Origin of the sequence: Mycolicibacter arupensis (genome assembly GCF_002086515.1) — a bacterium.
GTDB classification, from domain to species: domain Bacteria; phylum Actinomycetota; class Actinomycetes; order Mycobacteriales; family Mycobacteriaceae; genus Mycobacterium; species Mycobacterium arupense.
In genome coordinates, this window is the sequence record NZ_MVHH01000027.1 from 23,834 (window position 1) to 37,426 (window position 13,593).

Consider the following 13,593-nt stretch of genomic DNA (forward strand, 5'->3'; position numbering starts at 1 on the left):
CTCGCTCGGCACCCGCGACGACGACGCGAGGGCCCGCACGAATGCCGAACACCTGAAGTAAGTACCTATCCGATGGACTCGGCCTATGCCGGGTCGCATCCAGACAATGTGGAGGGCTCCAATCGTGGCGAGCGTGAACATCAAGCCACTCGAGGACAAGATCCTCGTTCAGGCCAACGAGGCCGAGACCACGACCGCTTCGGGTCTGGTCATTCCGGACACCGCCAAGGAGAAGCCGCAGGAAGGCACCGTCGTTGCCGTCGGCCCCGGCCGGTGGGACGAGAGCGGCAGCAAGCGGATCCCGCTGGACGTCGCCGAGGGTGACGTTGTCGTGTACAGCAAGTACGGCGGCACCGAGATCAAGTACGGCGGCCAGGAATACCTGATCCTGTCCGCGCGCGACGTGCTGGCCGTTGTAAGCAAGTAGGCCGGCAAGTAGCCACAAAGCAACCACCGTGACCGCCCCGGAGATCCCCGTAATACGGGTGATGTCCGGGGCGGCACGCGTAGAGGAAAGAACCGAACAGCTATGAGCAAGCAGATTGAGTTCAACGAGGCCGCGCGCCGGGCGATGGAAGCCGGCGTGAACAAGCTCGCCGACGCCGTCCGGGTGACGCTGGGCCCGCGCGGTCGCACCGTGGTGCTGGCCAAGTCCTTCGGCGGTCCGACGGTCACCATGGACGGCGTCACCGTGGCCCGCGAGGTGGACCTCGAAGACCCGTTCGAGAACCTTGGGGCCCAGCTGGTGAAGTCGGTGGCCACCAAGACCAACGACGTGGCCGGCGACGGCACCACCACCGCCACCGTGCTGGCCCAGGCCATCATCTCCGGCGGGCTGCGCAACGTCGCGGCCGGCGCCAACCCGATCGCACTGGGCACCGGTATCGCCAAGGCCGCCGACGCGGTGTCACAGGCATTGCTGGACGCGGCCACCCCGGTCTCCGGCAAGGAGTCCATCGCGCAGGTCGCCACCGTGTCCTCGCGCGACGAGGAGATCGGCGAGCTGGTCGGCGAGGCGATGACCAAGGTCGGCAGCGACGGCGTGGTCAGTGTGGAGGAGTCCTCGACGCTGTCCACCGAACTGGAGATCACCGACGGGGTCGGCTTCGACAAGGGCTTCCTGTCGGCGTATTTCGTCACCGACTTCGACTCCCAAGAGGCCGTCCTGGACGACGCGCTGATCCTGCTGCACCGCGACAAGATCAGCTCACTGCCCGACCTGCTGCCGCTGCTGGAGAAGGTCGTCGAGGCAGGCAAGCCGCTGCTGATCATCGCTGAGGACGTCGAGGGCGAACCGCTGTCCACCCTGGTGGTCAACGCGATTCGTAAGACGCTCAAGGCCGTTGCGGTCAAGGCGCCCTACTTCGGTGACCGGCGCAAGGCGTTCCTGGATGACCTCGCGGTGGTCACCGGCGCTCAGGTGATCAACCCCGATGTCGGCCTGACGCTGCGCGAGTCCGGGCTGGACGTGCTCGGTACCGCACGACGGGTCGTGGTCAGCAAGGACGACACCGTGATCATCGACGGTGCCGGCAGTGCCGAGGCCATCGCCGGGCGGGTCAAGCAGCTGCGCTCCGAGATCGAGGCGACCGATTCGGACTGGGACCGTGAAAAGCTCGAGGAGCGGCTGGCCAAGCTGGCCGGCGGCGTAGCCGTGATCAAGGTGGGTGCGGCCACCGAGACCGCCCTCAAGGAGCGCAAGCACCGGGTCGAGGACGCGGTGGCCGCGGCCAAGGCCGCGGTCGAGGAGGGCATCGTCACCGGTGGTGGCACCGCGTTGGTGCAGGCCCGTGCGGCGCTGTCGGCACTGACCTCGACGCTGACCGGTGACGAGAAGCTGGGTGTGGAGGTGTTCTCCGCCGCGCTGAGCGCACCGCTGTACTGGATCGCCACCAACGCCGGCGTCGACGGTGCGGTGGTGACCAGCAAGGTGGCCGAGCTGCCGGCTGGACAGGGTTTCAACGCCGCCACGCTGGCCTACGGCGATCTGGCCGGCGACGGCGTGATCGACCCGGTCAAGGTGACTCGCTCAGCGGTGCTCAACGCCGCCTCGGTGGCGAGGATGATTCTCACCACCGAAGCCGCCGTGGTCGACAAGCCCGTCGAGGTCGACGAACACGCCGGCCACGGGCATCACGGTCATGCCCACTAAGTAGTTCGAGACGCAATCACCCCCGGTCCTGTTGGGCCCGGGGGTGATTGCGTATCTGGATCAGGTGGCGAAGTGAAACAGCCCGTACCAGACGACGAAGGCGAACACTGCCAGCCCGCCCGTCAGGGCCAGGCCGAACCGGCGAGGGCTCAGGATCTTCTCCTTGATGATCACCGCGCCGATCAGCAGGCAGATCGGGTAGTAGAGCAGCATGGCCGTGATCAGGCCGGGCGAGTACCGATTCAGGATCGGCGTCATGCCCAGGTGAAACAGCGCGTCCCAGAACAGGTTTGCGCTGGCGAAGACCACCAGGGCAACGCTGCGGACCTGCGTGTACCGCTGGTAGTTCACCGAGACCAGGGTCAGCAGGATCGCCATGAAGGCGAGGTTGTTGAACGCGAACGCGACGTTGTCGAAGCGGCCGTGCACATCGTGGGTGACCCAGGCGGCAAATCCGCCGAGGTATTCCTCGACGATGTGCAGCAGGTAGACCGCGGGCATCAGCCAGATGACGTTGCGGAAGCGGGGCAGGGTCACCGTCGCGGGGGGCTGTGCCGCCCCTTGGTGCGGGTGTACGTCGTCGCCGGTCATGCCGACGATCATCACCCACGGCACGTTCCGCGGGGGAGGTTTCCGGCCCGGCGTGCTTGACGCGCCGCCGCGGGCGGCGCAGTGTGATACGGGTCATATTGCCACTGGTCTGACCCGGTAAAGGCGGCAGCGCATGACCACCAAAGACAAATACACGCAGGTGCCCGCATCCGACTCCTGGCAGGTCCCCAGTGCCGGCGATGCGTGCTTCACCTGGGAGTACGACGAGGGGCGGGCCCGGCTCCTGTCGCTGTATCAGAAGGGCAAGGACAAGCAGTGGGATGCCCAGTTGCGCATTGACTGGGATCAAGATGTCGACCCGATGAATCCGCTCGGGCTCCCTGACGACTTTCATCCCCTGTTCGGCAGCCCGATGTGGGACGCCGCAGACGGCAAGCGTCGCGCCGAGATGCGTCAGCACCATCAGTCCTGGCAGTTCTCGCAGTTTCTGCACGGTGAGCAGGGGGCGATGGTGTGCGCGGCCAAGATCGTCGAGGTCGTTCCGGATCTGGATGCGAAGTTCTACGCGGCCACCCAAACCATGGACGAGGCCCGCCATGTCGAGGCGTTCTCACGGTTCTTGCAGGACAAGGCCGAGATGGTCTACCCGGTGAACCAGCACCTGACCGCGCTATTGGGTGACACGCTGCGTGACTCTCGTTGGGACATGCCCTATCTGGGTATGCAAGTCCTCATCGAGGGGCTTGCGCTCGCCGCGTTCGGCGTACTGCGTGACGTGTCGGCAGAGGGTTCGCTGGCCAAGCAGATCTTGGCCTACGTCATGCAGGACGAAGCACGCCACGTCGCGTTCGGTCGAATCTCCTTGAAGGACTACTACTCTGCGCTGACCGAGGCAGAGCGCGACGAGCGCGAAGAGTTCGTCGTGGACGCCTGCTACCTGATGCGCGATCGATTCCGGGGTGAAGAGGTCTTCGAGACCCTCGGCCTGAACGTCACCGAGTGTGCGCAGTGGGTCGACGCATCACCGTTGATGACGCAGTTCCGCTCACACCTGTTCAGCCGGATCGTGCCGATCGTCAAGGACATCGGACTGTGGGGACCCAAGGTGCAGAAGGCGTTCCGGGAGATGGGTGTGCTCGACATGGCCGGATTCAACATCGACGCACTGATGAAGGCGGACGAGGACCAGGCCGAAGCCCTGGACCGGGCGCACGCCGAGATGGCCGAGCGGGCGGTTGAGGTCAGCGAGGTGATCGCCACGGGCGCCGGCTGAGATGGACCGCCGTCAGGAGCGATGCGTCGCCAGCAGTCCCGTGGAGGCGAACTTCAGCCCGGCCCGCAGCTCATCGAGGGAGATCGGGTCGTCGGACTCGATGTAGCGCATGGTGGTCGCCACGGCCATGTTGAAGAACAACCACGCCAGCGCGTTCGGGCTCAGTTCGTCGCGGTAGTGGCTGCGGTAATGACTCATGTGCAGGGTCGTCATCGCCAACAGGGTGGCGTTGAGTCCAGAGATGTTGTCGAACGTACGCAGGTGATCGGGCCGCTGGGCCAGATAGCGGATCAGCCGCCGGTTGGCGATCGTGTAGTCGATGAGGATGTCGATCGACGCCTCCATGGCCGAGGCCGGCCGGTCTAACGTGACCGCGCGGAGCATGTCCTCGATCGCGGGCGCCTGCTCGGCGGCCAGCCGCTCCACCGCGGCATCGATGATCTGGTCCTTGTTCTCGAAGTACTGGTAGATCGATCCCTTGCTGATGTCTGCGGTCTCGGCGATCAGGTTGGTGGTGATCTGCTCGGGCGGGTGCCGGTGCAGCAGCCATGCGGTGGACGTCACGATTTTCGCGACCATCTCGCGGGAGCGGGCCTGTTGGGGCGACTTACGACGCCGTGAACTGGGGTTATAGGCGTTCATCCAACTTCCTAACGCGACTTGTATGCGACCGTACGTGCAGATTAGCGTCGGCTCGACCACATCGAAGACAGGATGGGCGATGACTTCCACACCCGATATCGAGGCCGCCCAGCAGGCCGACGACGTCGCGGCGATCGAAGACCTCGAGCGGATCGAGCTCATCCCGCCCGAATCGCTGATGGCCGAGCACACCGGACGGTGGACTTTCCTCATTCTTGAGGGCGCGGCATTCATGATGCAGGCCATGCACCCGGTCATCGCCGAGGTCACTGGTCGCTACTCCGCGGCTTTCCACGGTGACCCCGGCGGCCGGGCGATCCGTTCGGTGGACTCGGTGCTGCGCTGGACCTATGGGGGGACCGAGGCTAGAGCAGAAGGTGATCGGGTGCGCGCCCTACACAAGCCGATCACCATGCACAGCGCCGAAACCGGCAAGCAGATCAGCGCCTTGAACCCGGAGGCCTATCAGTGGGTGATCGCCACCGGCTACATCATCAACGCCCAAGCGGGCCCGCTGATGATCGGTCGCGAGTTCACCACCTCGGAGAAAGACGAACTGCTCCGCGACAACCGTCGGCTGGCCCGCCTGCTGCACGTACCCATGCGGGGGTACCCCGAGTCTCAGCAGGAGATGGCCGCCTACTACGAGCAGATGATCAACACCTTGCGAGGCACTCCGCAGGCGCTGCAACTGATCGCGGACCTGCGGTCGGGAAAGGCCGAGCTGCCCCCGGCCGTGCCCACAGTGCTGGCGCCACTGGTGCAGGCGGCATTGCGCCCCGCGATGCGCTTCAACTATCTGTCGGTGGTGGGCCTGCTTGACCCGCGGCTTCGGGAGAAGCTCGGCGTCACCTGGAGTCCTGAGGAAGACCGCCAACTCAAACGGACCTACACCGGCATTCGTGTCGCCTATCGGGTGCTGCCCGACCGGCTCACCTATTTCCCGCTCGCCTATCACGCCCGTAAGCACCATCAGTGCCTGCAGAAGATGAAGCAGCGCCAGGAGAAGTCGTTCGCCTATCGCCTGCCCGAGAACGCCGGCTGACGTCGCGGGCTAGCCGCATCCTAATCCATTGCATTGGTTATCAATTCAATTCCCTGAGCTGTCGCCAGGAAGTTTCCCATCGTGTGATTAGTGGGCGCGGAAAACGGGTATGGATCCGGCGCGACGTTGACCGACGGCGCTGACGGCGGTTGAGAAGGAGATCACCATGAACGCAGTGGCGGCCACCGAATTTCTGGCCCGTTCCACGACGTTGACCAGTGTCGGATGGATCGGCTATATCGTGATCGGCGGTATTGCCGGCTGGATCGCCGGCATCGCCATGAAGACCAAATACGGCTTGGTTGCCGATGTGGTGGTGGGGGTCGTCGGAGCGTTGATCGGCGGTTTCCTGCTCAGCTTCGTCGTCGACACAGCCAGTGGTGGTTGGTGGTTCACATTGTTCACCGCAGTCCTGGGCGCGATCATCTTGCTCTGGCTGCTGCGCCTGTTCGGGCGTGAGGCGTGAGGAGTACGGAAGGAATGGCGATGAAGAAGAGCGTTGTGTTTGCGGCCATGGCGTTGGGGGTGCTGATCTCCAGCGGCTGCTCGGCCTCGGAGGTGATCAACACCGGCGGGGACACGAGGTGCAAAGACTTCGTCGAGCAGGACCAGAAGAAGCAGGACGACGAGATCGCCAAGATGCTCAAGGACCACAGCGGGGCGGACCCTTCGAATCTGGAGATCTCGGCGACGAGGCTGTCGGTATCGACCTATTGCAAGACGCTGGGTACGCCGGACAGCAAGATCTCCGAGGCGCCGCACGGCTGATCGGGTACGGGTCTACCTGACGGTGATTCCGGCATCGATCGCGAGCGCGATCCCGGTGCTGTACCGGCCGGAATCACCGCACAGGTAGACCATGACATTGCTTCACCCCCGCCGCGTCTGCGCGGCGCTGCCGACGAGCGGCGCCAGTATGAACGCGGCCTTGCTGTCGAACTGGCCGGATGGGCGGGTCTGGCCCAGGGGAGCGAACAGCCCCCGGATGACCGGGGGCTGCTCTGGGGACCCACGGGCCGCGGGTGAATCCGCGGTCCGGCCGGGAAGAATTTAGCCGCTGGGCCGCAGATTGCAGCGCAGCGCCGCGTGCCGCTCGGCTTCTGACATGCCGCCCCAGATTCCGTAGGGCTCGCCCACCGCGAGCGCGTGCGTGCGGCACTGCTCGAGCACCGGGCAACTGCGGCACCATTTCTTGGCGTTCTGTTCACGCTGTGCGCGGGCACGGCCGCGTTCCCCGTCGGGGGGGAAGAACACCGACGAGTCCACCCCTCGACACGCTCCGCGGAGCTGCCAATCCCATACGTCCGCATTGCGGCCGGGCAACTGCTCAACCTGTGGCATGGGAACCCCTCTCAAAACGCTGCTCGGCCGGATCGGTGTGAGGCGGCGTGTCGAGCGGTGTCTGGGTGCTGTGCGTAAAACAGCGCCGGCTGTATTCCGGCGCCGTGCGCGACGGTAACGAAACGATCTGAAGTAAAACCAACGCGATCGTTAAGAAAGGCTGGCCTAAAAGAGTGGACATTCCGTGAACGTGGATGTTATTCCGCATTCTGAGGAGTGGTGATGCCCCGACGGGACCGCGTAAGGTCGCGCAGCGATGATCGAAGACCTCGAGACCGCACTGACGGCGGCTGCGTTCGGCAAGGATCCGGGGCGCTGGCCGCTGCCCGCGGCCACGACCGCCCGACAGCGGTGGTTGCGCGCCGTGGCGGCCGGCGGCCAGGGACGGTATGCCACCGCCGTAGCCGATCTGACGGCGTTGGTGCGCGACGTTCCGGCCGGACCGCTGGCTTCGCTGGCCTACAGCACCCGGGGGTCGTTTCTGCGCCAACTCGGTGGGCACGACCTGGCGCGGGGGTTCGACGGCCGTGCGCTGGCGCTGGCCGGTGACGACGTCACCGCACGTTCGGATGCGCTGGTCGGGCTGGCCGCCGATGCCCTGGGGGTCGGGCGTTTCGCGGCGTCGGCGGCCCTGTTGGAGCTGGCTCCGGCAGATTCAGGCTGCGCGCCGCCGCGGCTGGCCGTCCGCCGGCACTGGGTGACCGCGGAACTGGCGATGGTCACCGGCGACGGGATCACCGCGGTGCGCAACGCCGAGCAGGCATGCGAGCTGGTGGACGACGTCATGGTGCGCCACCGGGTGAAAAGTCAGGTGGTGCTGGCTGGGGCGCTGTGCTGCGCGGGAAACATCGAGCGGGCCCGCGCCGTGGCCGACGCCGCACTCCAGGAGACCGGACGGCTGGGTCTGATTCCGTTGCGATGGGCGCTGGCGTGCATGTTGGCTGACATCGGTAGTGCTACCCGCACGCCTGACGAACTGCGCGGAGTGCGTGATGACGCCGCAGAGCTGGTGCGCCACCGCGGTGGCGCCTGGCAGCGGTCCTGATCAGCGGTAGCCGTCGGCTTCCGAGGTCGCTCCGTTGAGTGACGCGTCGGCGTAGCCGCGGCAGTAGTCCCAGGTCACGTAGCTGTCCGGCTCCGGGTCGTAGGCCGGCTCGTGCGGGCGGACGGTGCCGTCGATCAGCAGCTGCAGGAGGTTGGCTCGCAGCATGTCCCAGTCGTGGTAGTGGTCCTGCTGGCAGTCGTCACAGCACACGACCAGACCGCGAATCCCGCGGTGCGCCAGCAGCGCCTCGTAGACCGCAAGGTCGGCGAGGTCCGCCTCGACGGCGCTGCGCTCCTGCGGGTCCAGCGGCTGGCCCGGTTCGACGGCGTCCAGTGCGGCCGAGGGATCATGGGGATCGTCGGCGAACGGGTCGGGCGGCAAACCGGGTGGCAGGTGGTCACGCACGCCCATCAGGGTACGCAGTCGCCCTGACAGAACGCCAGCGGTGGGCGCAGACACTCGTTCGGCGGCCAAGTGTGGTGGCGGGCGAAAGCATCCGCGCGACGCGATTAGGATGGACTTCTCACCCCGGCTTTGTAGTGGAGGCTCCCAAGATGGCCGTTGGTTGTCCAAAATCGAAGTCAGTGGCCCGATGAGCGCCCCCTATCTCACGGGTCCGCTCGATGACGCGGTGTACGCCGGCGGAGCGCTGGACGGTCAGTCCCCCAAGATCGCCATGCTGGGGCTGACGTTTGACGACGTTCTGCTGCTTCCGGCGGCATCCGACGTGGTGCCGGCCACCGCCGACACCACGAGCCGGCTGACGCGCAACATCACGCTCAAGGTGCCGTTGGTCAGCTCCGCGATGGACACCGTCACCGAGGCGCGCATGGCGATCGCGATGGCCCGCGCCGGCGGCATGGGCGTGCTGCACCGCAACCTGCCCGTCACCGAGCAGGCCGGACAGGTTGAGACCGTGAAACGGTCCGAGGCTGGGATGGTCACCGATCCGGTCACCTGCACCCCCGAGAACACCCTGGCCGAGGTGGACGCGCTGTGCGCCCGCTTCCGTATCTCCGGATTGCCGGTGGTGGACAAGGACGGCTCCCTGGTCGGCATCATCACCAACCGGGACATGCGTTTCGAGGTCGACCAGAACAAGCCGGTCTCCGAGGTGATGACCAAGACGCCGCTGATCACCGCCCAGGAGGGTGTATCGGCGGACGCGGCGCTGGGCCTGCTGCGCCGGCACAAGATCGAGAAACTGCCGATCGTCGACGGTCACGGCAAGTTGACCGGCCTGATCACCGTCAAGGACTTCGTCAAGACCGAACAGCACCCGCTGGCCACCAAGGACAGCGATGGGCGGCTGCTGGTCGGGGCCGCGGTGGGCGTTGGCGACGATGCCTGGGTCCGCGCCATGACTCTGGTGGACGCCGGGGTGGACGTGCTGATCGTGGACACCGCGCACGCCCACAACCGCGGGGTGCTCGACATGGTCGGCAAGCTCAAAGCCGAAGTGGGGGAGCGCGTCGAGGTGGTCGGCGGCAACGTGGCCACCCGAAGCGGAGCCGCCGCACTGGTCGAGGCCGGCGCCGACGCCGTCAAGGTCGGGGTGGGGCCCGGCTCGATCTGCACCACCCGGGTGGTCGCCGGGGTGGGTGCCCCGCAGATCACCGCCATCATGGAGGCCGTCGCCGTTTGCGCGCCGGTGGGCGTTCCGGTGATCGCCGACGGCGGCCTGCAGTACTCCGGCGACATCGCCAAGGCACTGGCCGCCGGCGCGTCGACGACCATGCTCGGCTCACTGTTGGCCGGCACCGCCGAGTCTCCCGGCGATCTGATCTTCGTCAACGGCAAGCAGTTCAAGAGCTATCGCGGGATGGGTTCGCTCGGTGCGATGCAGGGCCGCGGGGGAGCGAAGTCGTACTCCAAGGACCGCTACTTCCAAGACGATGCGCTCTCCGAAGACAAGCTGGTTCCCGAGGGCATCGAGGGCCGGGTGCCGTTCCGGGGTCCGTTGAGCACGGTGATCCACCAGCTCACCGGCGGCCTGCGAGCGGCCATGGGCTACACCGGCTCGCCGACCATTGAGGCCCTGCAGCAGGCGCAGTTCGTTCGGATCACCGCCGCAGGCCTGAAGGAAAGCCACCCGCACGACATCACCATGACCGTCGAAGCACCGAACTACTACGTGCGTTAGCGCCGAAACCGACGTTTTGCGGATCGCTTCTCGTACTTTTGCTGCAAAACGTCGGTCTCGCTGAAAGATAAGGGTGACCCCGCATGCGTGACATGGTTGAGATCGGCATGGGCCGCACCGCCCGCCGGACCTATGAACTCGATGACATCAACATCGTGCCGTCCCGGCGCACGCGTTCTTCCCAAGATGTGTCCACCGCGTGGCAGCTGGATGCCTACCGGTTCGAGATGCCGGTGCTGGCTCATCCCACCGATGCACTGGTCTCCCCGGAGTTCGCCATCGAGTTGGGTCGCCTCGGCGGTCTCGGTGTCCTCAACGGCGAAGGGCTGATCGGTCGCCACGCCGATGTCGAGGCCAAGATCGCCCAGGTGACCGAGGCGGCGGCCAAAGAGCCCGAGCCCGGGGCGGCGATCCGGCTGTTGCAGCAGTTGCACGCGGCCCCGTTGGATCCCGAGTTGCTCGGTGCCGCGGTGGCGCGGATCAGCGCGGCCGGTGTCACCACCGCGGTGCGGGTGAGTCCGCAGAACGCGGCGGCGCTGACGCCGGCGCTGGTGGCGGCCGGGGTCGACCTGCTGGTGATTCAGGGCACCATCATCTCCGCTGAGCGAGTGGCCGTGGACCGCGACGGTGCCGGCGAACCGCTCAATCTGAAGACGTTCATCTCCGAGCTGGACATCCCGGTGGTGGCCGGCGGCGTACTCGACCATCGCACCGCCCTGCACCTGATGCGGACCGGCGCGGCCGGGGTGATCGTCGGTTACGGCTCCACCTCCGGGGTGACCACCTCCGATGAGGTGCTGGGTATCTCGGTGCCGATGGCCACCGCGATCGCCGACGCCGCCGCGGCGCGCCGCGAGTACCTCGACGAGACCGGCGGGCGCTACGTGCACGTGCTGGCCGATGGCGACATCCACACCTCCGGTGACCTGGCCAAGGCGATCGCCTGCGGGGCCGACGCGGTGGTACTGGGCACGCCACTGGCGGCCGCGGCCGAGGCGCAGGGCGATGGCTGGTACTGGCCCTCGGCCGCCGCTCATCCCTCCCTGCCGCGTGGCGCGCTGATGCAGGTCGCCTACGGGGAACGCCCCGGACTGGCGCAAGTGCTCGAGGGCCCCTCCGACGACCCGTTCGGCTCGCTGAACCTGGTCGGTGGGCTGCGCCGTGCGATGGCCAAGGCCGGCTACTGCGATCTCAAGGAGTTTCAGAAGGTCGGGCTGACGGTCGGCTCCTGAGCCCACCAGGTAAGGGCAGCCTATCTAGCAAGTTACCGGTCAGTACGGTCATACTTGCTGGTTATGGAGCCTGACTATGACGTCCTGATCATCGGCTCGGGTTTCGGTGGCAGCGTGAGCGCGCTGCGGCTGACCGAGAAGGGCTATCGCGTCGGCGTTTTGGAAGCCGGACGCCGATACGCCGATGCGGATTTCGCCAAGAACTCCTGGCACCTGCGGGAATTCCTGTGGGCGCCGAAACTGGGTTGCTACGGGATCCAGCGCATTCATCTGCTCAACAACGTCATGGTGCTGGCCGGCGCCGGGGTAGGTGGGGGCTCGCTGAACTACGCCAACACGCTGTACGTGCCGCCGGAGCCGTTCTTCGCCGATAAGCAGTGGGCGCACATCACCGACTGGCGTGCCGAATTGATGCCGCACTATGACCAGGCGCAGCGCATGCTCGGGGTGGTCAAGAATCCGACGTTCACCGACGCCGATCGCATCGTCAAGCAGGTCGCCGACGACATGGGGGTCGGCGACACGTTCGTCTCCACCCCGGTCGGGGTGTTCTTCGGGACCGACGGCGCCCATGGGGCCAAGGAGCCGGGCAAGACGGTGTCCGACCCGTTCTTCGGCGGGGCGGGGCCCAACCGGACCGGGTGCATCGAATGTGGTGAATGCATGACGGGCTGCCGCTGGGGCGCCAAGAACACCTTGGTGAAGAACTACCTGTATCTGGCCGAATCCGCCGGGGCGCAGGTGCATCCGATGACGACCGTCACGTCCTTCGAGCAGGGTGGCGACGGGCTGTGGCGGGTGCAGACGGTACGGACCGGTCTGCGGGCACGCCGACACCGCAAGACCTTCACCGCGCGGTATCTGATTCTGGCCGCGGGCACCTACAACACCCAGCGGTTGCTGTTCAAGATGCGCGACAAGGGCAAGCTGCCCAAGCTGTCCGACAAGCTCGGAGTGCTCACCCGCACCAACTCCGAATCCATCGTGGGTGCGGCGACGTTGAAGGTCAATCCGGACCTGGACCTGACGCACGGTGTGGCGATCACCTCCTCGATTCACCCCACCGCCGACACCCATGTCGAGCCGGTGCGCTATGGCAAGGGCTCCAACGCCATGGGGCTGCTGCAGACGTTGATGACTGATGGCACCGGTCCGCAAGGAACCGACACTCCGCGGTGGCGCCAGCTGCTGAACCAGGCCGGCGAAGACCCCCGAAACATCCTGCGGCTGCTCAACCCCAAGGGGTGGAGCGAGCGCACCGTGATCGCGCTGGTCATGCAGCACCTGGACAACTCGATCACCACGTTCACCAAACGCGGCCGGCTGGGCTTTCGCCGTTACACCAGCAAGCAGGGGCACGGCGAGCCCAATCCGAGCTGGATTCCGGTCGGCAACGAAGTCACCCGCCGCATCGCCGCCAAGATCGACGGGGTGGCGGGCGGCACCTGGGGCGAGCTGTTCAACATCCCGCTCACCGCGCACTTCTTGGGTGGAGCGGCGATCGGCGACAGTCCAGAGCGCGGCGTCATCGACCCGTACCAGCGGGTGTACGGCTACCCGACCATGGCGGTCATGGACGGCGCGGCGGTCTCGGCCAATCTCGGCGTCAATCCGTCCCTGTCGATCACGGCCCAGGCCGAGCGGGCCGCATCGCTGTGGCCCAACAAGGGTGAGGCCGATCAGCGGCCGGCCCAAGGCGAGCCCTACCGCCGGCTGGAGCCGATCGCGCCGAAGAACCCGGCGGTGCCGGACCAGGCTTTCGGCGCGCTGCGTTGGAAGCCCGCCGATTCCGTCGATTCGGCGGGCTGAGAGGTTCAAGCGTGTGGCTGCCCGCCTTGAGGTGTCATTGACGCCGGGCCGGGACTGGTCGACATCAACGGTGCCGGAAGACGGCGGTGGTGCTTTTCTCGACGCCCGCCTCGGTGAGGGACTGCAAGTCTCGCGAACAGTCATTCAGCTTCGGCAGCAATAATTTTCACGTGCTACCTCCTCAGCCCACGTCCCATTCGGTGGTGGTGAAGTCCCGGGTCGATTGGATGTTGGCCCCAACCGGCTGAAGGCCTGAGCAACTCCGGCCAGCACTCGCGGATCGGTGCGCGGAAGCGACCGTCGGCACGGTGCCGCCGCTGCGCGTAGGGTTGGCTTCATGACGTCAGCCGATGTGTGAA

At 66.3% G+C, this 13,593-nt stretch carries 14 protein-coding genes; 10 read left to right on the top strand and 4 right to left on the bottom strand.

Annotated features, from left to right (window positions below):
- The first annotated feature begins 124 nt into the window (after positions 1–124).
- Together groES and groL are read left to right on the top strand one after the other, a co-directional pair.
- Complete coding sequence (gene groES, locus BST15_RS13355; protein ID WP_046189113.1) at positions 125–427, top strand: co-chaperone GroES; 303 nt, start codon at positions 125–127, stop codon at positions 425–427.
- 102 nt (positions 428–529) lie between these two features.
- A complete protein-coding gene (gene groL, locus BST15_RS13360; RefSeq protein WP_046189112.1) occupies positions 530–2,152 on the top strand; it encodes a chaperonin GroEL in 1,623 nt (540 codons plus the stop codon).
- A 60-nt stretch (positions 2,153–2,212) separates the two neighbouring features.
- Here groL and BST15_RS13365 read toward each other — a convergent pair whose 3' ends face one another.
- On the bottom strand, positions 2,213–2,755 hold the full coding sequence (locus BST15_RS13365; RefSeq protein WP_234708289.1) for an HXXEE domain-containing protein: 543 nt from the start codon (positions 2,753–2,755) through the stop codon (positions 2,213–2,215).
- A gap of 121 nt (positions 2,756–2,876) precedes the next feature.
- Here BST15_RS13365 and BST15_RS13370 point away from each other — a divergent pair, with 121 nt between their 5' ends.
- Positions 2,877–3,977: a ferritin-like domain-containing protein gene (locus BST15_RS13370; protein ID WP_046189110.1), complete on the top strand. Its 1,101-nt coding sequence runs from the start codon at positions 2,877–2,879 to the stop codon at positions 3,975–3,977.
- A 12-nt stretch (positions 3,978–3,989) separates the two neighbouring features.
- Here BST15_RS13370 and BST15_RS13375 read toward each other — a convergent pair whose 3' ends face one another.
- Positions 3,990–4,556: a TetR/AcrR family transcriptional regulator gene (locus BST15_RS13375; protein WP_046189109.1), complete on the bottom strand. Its 567-nt coding sequence runs from the start codon at positions 4,554–4,556 to the stop codon at positions 3,990–3,992.
- A gap of 142 nt (positions 4,557–4,698) precedes the next feature.
- Here BST15_RS13375 and BST15_RS13380 point away from each other — a divergent pair, with 142 nt between their 5' ends.
- The 3 genes from BST15_RS13380 (at position 4,699) to BST15_RS13390 (ending at position 6,432) form a co-directional block, all read left to right on the top strand.
- A complete protein-coding gene (locus tag BST15_RS13380; protein ID WP_046189108.1) occupies positions 4,699–5,664 on the top strand; it encodes an oxygenase MpaB family protein in 966 nt (321 codons plus the stop codon).
- Positions 5,665–5,830: 166 nt separating this feature from the next.
- A complete protein-coding gene (locus BST15_RS13385; RefSeq protein WP_046189107.1) occupies positions 5,831–6,130 on the top strand; it encodes a GlsB/YeaQ/YmgE family stress response membrane protein in 300 nt (99 codons plus the stop codon).
- Between the two features lie 20 nt (positions 6,131–6,150).
- On the top strand, positions 6,151–6,432 hold the full coding sequence (locus BST15_RS13390; protein WP_046189126.1) for a hypothetical protein: 282 nt from the start codon (positions 6,151–6,153) through the stop codon (positions 6,430–6,432).
- Between the two features lie 282 nt (positions 6,433–6,714).
- Here the strand turns inward: BST15_RS13390 and BST15_RS13395 are convergent, their stop codons facing one another.
- Entirely contained in the window at positions 6,715–7,005 is a 291-nt protein-coding gene (locus tag BST15_RS13395) for a WhiB family transcriptional regulator (RefSeq protein ID WP_046189106.1), read from the bottom strand.
- A 256-nt stretch (positions 7,006–7,261) separates the two neighbouring features.
- On the opposite strand from BST15_RS13395, the gene BST15_RS13400 reads away from it, so the two are divergent.
- Positions 7,262–8,050, top strand: coding sequence for a hypothetical protein (locus tag BST15_RS13400; protein WP_046189105.1), 789 nt, complete (start codon positions 7,262–7,264; stop codon positions 8,048–8,050).
- Here the strand turns inward: BST15_RS13400 and BST15_RS13405 are convergent, their stop codons facing one another.
- Complete coding sequence (locus BST15_RS13405; protein WP_046189125.1) at positions 8,051–8,455, bottom strand: DUF5319 domain-containing protein; 405 nt, start codon at positions 8,453–8,455, stop codon at positions 8,051–8,053.
- Positions 8,456–8,564: 109 nt separating this feature from the next.
- Here BST15_RS13405 and guaB point away from each other — a divergent pair, with 109 nt between their 5' ends.
- The 3 genes from guaB (at position 8,565) to BST15_RS13420 (ending at position 13,234) form a co-directional block, all read left to right on the top strand.
- Complete coding sequence (gene guaB / locus BST15_RS13410; RefSeq protein ID WP_165757127.1) at positions 8,565–10,193, top strand: IMP dehydrogenase; 1,629 nt, start codon at positions 8,565–8,567, stop codon at positions 10,191–10,193.
- A gap of 83 nt (positions 10,194–10,276) precedes the next feature.
- Positions 10,277–11,425 carry a GuaB3 family IMP dehydrogenase-related protein gene (locus BST15_RS13415; protein ID WP_046189104.1) on the top strand — a complete coding sequence of 383 codons (1,149 nt, stop codon included), beginning with the start codon at positions 10,277–10,279 and terminating at the stop codon, positions 11,423–11,425.
- A gap of 63 nt (positions 11,426–11,488) precedes the next feature.
- On the top strand, positions 11,489–13,234 hold the full coding sequence (locus tag BST15_RS13420) for a GMC family oxidoreductase (protein WP_046189103.1): 1,746 nt from the start codon (positions 11,489–11,491) through the stop codon (positions 13,232–13,234).
- The last annotated feature ends 359 nt before the right edge of the window (positions 13,235–13,593 follow it).

Bases quoted from the DNA above. Each gene is read 5' to 3' on its own strand.
- BST15_RS13365 (WP_234708289.1), bottom strand. From the start codon at position 2,755: ATGATCGTCGGCATGACCGGCGACGACGTACACCCGCACCAAGGGGCG.
- BST15_RS13415 (WP_046189104.1), top strand. From the start codon at position 10,277: ATGCGTGACATGGTTGAGATCGGCATGGGCCGCACCGCCCGCCGGACC.
- BST15_RS13385 (WP_046189107.1), top strand. From the start codon at position 5,831: ATGAACGCAGTGGCGGCCACCGAATTTCTGGCCCGTTCCACGACGTTG.
- BST15_RS13390 (WP_046189126.1), top strand. From the start codon at position 6,151: ATGAAGAAGAGCGTTGTGTTTGCGGCCATGGCGTTGGGGGTGCTGATC.
- BST15_RS13420 (WP_046189103.1), top strand. From the start codon at position 11,489: ATGGAGCCTGACTATGACGTCCTGATCATCGGCTCGGGTTTCGGTGGC.
- BST15_RS13395 (WP_046189106.1), bottom strand. From the start codon at position 7,005: ATGCCACAGGTTGAGCAGTTGCCCGGCCGCAATGCGGACGTATGGGAT.
- groL (WP_046189112.1), top strand. From the start codon at position 530: ATGAGCAAGCAGATTGAGTTCAACGAGGCCGCGCGCCGGGCGATGGAA.
- BST15_RS13375 (WP_046189109.1), bottom strand. From the start codon at position 4,556: ATGGTCGCGAAAATCGTGACGTCCACCGCATGGCTGCTGCACCGGCAC.
- guaB (WP_165757127.1), top strand. From the start codon at position 8,565: ATGGACTTCTCACCCCGGCTTTGTAGTGGAGGCTCCCAAGATGGCCGT.
- BST15_RS13380 (WP_046189108.1), top strand. From the start codon at position 4,699: ATGACTTCCACACCCGATATCGAGGCCGCCCAGCAGGCCGACGACGTC.
- BST15_RS13370 (WP_046189110.1), top strand. From the start codon at position 2,877: ATGACCACCAAAGACAAATACACGCAGGTGCCCGCATCCGACTCCTGG.
- BST15_RS13400 (WP_046189105.1), top strand. From the start codon at position 7,262: ATGATCGAAGACCTCGAGACCGCACTGACGGCGGCTGCGTTCGGCAAG.